Raw genomic sequence first — 3,502 nt, 5'->3', positions numbered from 1 at the left:
CGCATAGTCGGCGACAGCCGCGCCGCCCAGGCGCCATAGAGCTCACAGTAGCGGCTAGTATGTTCGCGACAACATACCAGTCGTTATGTTGCGGCCAGATTTATGTTGTCGCTGCTGGAGTGAGCCAAGGATTTCGCCAACCTCCTCGGCTCGCTCCGCAACATAAGAGTGTGACCTTTCGGCCTACAGGGCCTTCAGGAATGCCATCAACGACGGGAGAGAGGGTTGCCGAGGTGGCGGCCTCAGGCTGCTGATATCGACCCTGGCTAACGCCTCTGCTTTCATCTCCAGGTCATAGATGTGCGTGGTGTCTAATGACACGTGGCCCAGCCAAGCACGGATCATGTTGATGTCGACGCCGGCGCGCAGCAGGTGCACGGCCGTTGTGTGCCGAACCGTATGTGGGCTCACGCGCTTCGTCGCCAACGTCGGCAGCGTTTCGCGCGCCATAGCGGCATATTGCGTCACGAGACGGTGTATTCCGAAGCGCGTCAAAGGCTGGTTCGTCCGCCCGAGAAAGACCGCTTCACTTTTGCTCCGGTCGGCCACAAGACGAGTCAACGAGGTTGCCGTCGTTGACCACAATGGACAGATTCTGATCTTGTTTCCCTTGCCGTGAAGTCGCACTGACGGGGACGCGCCCAGTTGGAGATTGCCGACCGTCAATTTTGCTGCCTCATCGGCGCGAGCACCGCTGTTGTATAGGAAAAGCAGCAGAACATGGTCGCGCACCCCAAGACTCGTGCGTCGGTCAGGTTGGTTTAGCAACGCGTCCATCTCGGCCTTTTCGAGGTATCCAATCGCGGTCTTGGTCGTCTTCTTGAACGGCACTGCTCGTATCTCGGAACACCAGGCCAGGTGGACCGGCGAACGCGTCCCGATAAAGCGCGCAAGTGAATGGATGGTCGCCAGCCGCTGGTTGCGGGTAACCTCGCTGCACTGGCGATCGCGCTCCAGGTGGTCCAGGAACTTGCGGACGACTTCCGGCGTCAGATCTTCCACGGTCATGCGATCGATGGCGCAGCCTCCCTGCTTGCTGGCAAACGGCAGCAACAATGTCAGTGTGTCGCGGTAGCTGGCTTGGGTGTTGCGGGAAAGATTGCGCTCGGCGACCAGATGTTCCAGCAAGAACCGCCGGATCCACGGACCAAGCAGGCTCTTATCCTTCATGGTCGGCCTCCATCGCGTACAGAGCAAAGCGCTCGCTGGCCGCCTGGAGGAGATCAGGCGTCATCTGCAAATAGCGCTGGGTTGAACGGATATCGATGTGGCCAAGGTAGGTTGCGAGTTGCGGAAGCAGTCGCTGCACCTCCTGGCCGGAGCGATACCATGCGATCACCCGGTGCACCGCGGCTGTGTGGCGAATATCGTGCAGCCGTGGAGGTCGAGGCTCGCCGACAGGGCAACTGATTCCGGCGGCTCGGCGGACATGCTGAAACCAGGAGATGACCCGCACATAGTGCCACGGTAGACTGCCGCGCGTAGTAAATAATGGAGATCCTTTCCCGCGCGGCAGAGGGAGCCGGCGACGGCGCTCGACGTACTCGACCAGTTCCTGGTTGAGCTTTGGTCCGATTGGCACGAGGCGCGTTTTGAAGAACTTCGTGTCACGGACGGTGATGACCTGATCAGTCAGATCCACGTCTTGCAAGACCAAACGAAGCGCCTCGCCAATACGCATGCCGCTTCCATACAGCAACAAGAGGAGCGTACGGTACATAGCTGGCACGTGAGGGCGATGCCCTTCAGGATCGAGGTCGCGTCCAACAGGCGGCGCAGTTCTTCCGTGGAATAAACATAGGGCGTTTGTTGCGGCGGCAGCTTTGGAAATGTTGTCGGCAGTGGGAGGATGCCGCGTACCCGCGACTGATGGCGAATCTATAAAGGCCGCTCAAAACCCTATATCGCAGCATCCAGGTGGCACTGAGCGATCCTTTGCCTTGGAGGAACTCGGCTACCGCCTCTGGGGTGACTTCGCCGATATCCCGATTGCCCATCGCTCGGCAGAACCTGCGGAACAGAACCTCAGCGGACTCGAAACGCGCCCCCAGTGACCGCTGTTTGGCCAGATAGGCGTCGACGACGTTGGTCAGCATCATTGGAGGCCTCCCAGGTCGAACGCTCCGACCTCGCGAAGCGCCTGCATGTTCACCTTGGCGTAGATGCTGGTTGACGCCGCGCTGCGATGTCCCAAATGGTCCCCGATCTCCTTTTATCGACAGACCTTCGGCAAGAAGCCGGGAGGCGCAGGCGTGGCGCAACGCATGGCCACCGCGATGGGCAGCGTCGATTCCAAGTGCAACAAATCTGCGGTTAGCGACATCATAGATGCTCCCTGCCTTCAACGGTCGACGGGGCGCGTGCATGCAGAGGAATACTTCCGAGCATGACGACGGCGGCCGCACCGTATCGACGTAGCGGGCGAGTGCCTCAGCCGCAGAGGAAACCAGCGGGTAAATCTGCGGCTGGCGGCGCTTCAGGCGGAAGAGCCGTAGCGTCCTACCTTCCCAGTCGATCTGATCGAGACGCAATGCCGCCACCTCGCCGCTGCGCATTCCATAGACCGCAAGCAACAGCAAAATCGCACGATCACGGATGTCCCGGGGGTTGTCGGTCTCGGCATCGGCCAACATGCGCCGCACATCGAACCAATCTGGGGCATACGGCAGCGTTTCCTGTTGATAGAGCCGAGGCCGGCATATCGACGCCGCTATGCGGTCCGTGCACATTCCCTGCTTTGCCGCGTAGCGCAGAAATCCCCGCAAGGTCGAGGCTGTGTTGGCCACCGAGACGCGGGACCATCGTCCCGTCGCCCTGGGTGACGAAATAGGCGTCAACGTCCTCAGGCTGAAGGTCCCTAAGTTGCCGGTTTGTCTGATCACACCAGCGTAGGAACCTGCCGATCATCCGACTCCATTGCTCCACCGTCGATGGCGTGAATCCGCGCTCATTGCGCATCCACGTCACATACTGGTCGAGTTGGCTCTGGTACTGGAACACGACGGTCGGTTCACGCCACCAACCGAGAAATCGAAGCCAAGGTCGTCCAATGTTGACCACTCTTTGCGCAGCTGTGACAGCCCCACGAAGGCGTTGCCGCTCGGTCGCGATTCGTTGGAGCGCCTCGATGTCGACGCCCGCCGAAGCATCTGGACCGAGATGCGCGGCAATCCACAACAGCTCTTTGCGCTTGATCTCAAGAGAAGCTGGAGTCGCACCGCCTTCTGCACAGTGGCGAAGGTACCGGTACCGCTCGTTCGCGAATGGCGCGTTATCACCATGGAGCACCGTCAAGCGGTCCGAATAAGTTGTCTGATTCATAGCGAACCTCCCTGGACAAAAGTGCGCTACTCAGACGTCAAATTATGTTGCGTGAATAATGCCGCAGCGTTCAGGATCCCCGCAAATATAGCTCCTTCCACAACATAAATCCGGTCGCAACATAACGGCTGTACCCGTAACCATCCGGGTAGGCCGCGCGATGCTCCTCCCACAATAGCTG

Annotated in this window: 3 protein-coding genes; all 3 read right to left on the bottom strand. The window is 59.7% G+C overall.

What is annotated here, in order from left to right; all coding sequences use genetic code 11:
- Positions 1-183: 183 nt before the first annotated feature.
- Positions 184-1,170: a tyrosine-type recombinase/integrase gene (locus CP49_RS16205; protein ID WP_057851229.1), complete on the bottom strand. Its 987-nt coding sequence runs from the start codon at positions 1,168-1,170 to the stop codon at positions 184-186.
- Positions 1,160-1,681: a tyrosine-type recombinase/integrase gene (locus CP49_RS46055; RefSeq protein WP_197423128.1), complete on the bottom strand. Its 522-nt coding sequence runs from the start codon at positions 1,679-1,681 to the stop codon at positions 1,160-1,162. The genes CP49_RS16205 and CP49_RS46055 overlap by 11 nt, the downstream gene beginning before the upstream one ends.
- A gap of 64 nt (positions 1,682-1,745) precedes the next feature.
- A complete protein-coding gene (locus CP49_RS46050) occupies positions 1,746-2,786 on the bottom strand; it encodes a tyrosine-type recombinase/integrase (protein WP_197423127.1) in 1,041 nt (346 codons plus the stop codon).
- Positions 2,787-3,502: the final 716 nt, after the last annotated feature.

Origin of the sequence: Bradyrhizobium valentinum, assembly GCF_001440405.1 — a bacterium.
Lineage (GTDB): Bacteria > Pseudomonadota > Alphaproteobacteria > Rhizobiales > Xanthobacteraceae > Bradyrhizobium > Bradyrhizobium valentinum.
Note: the sequence above shows the minus strand (reverse complement) of the source record. Positions and strands in the feature narration are given on the sequence as shown.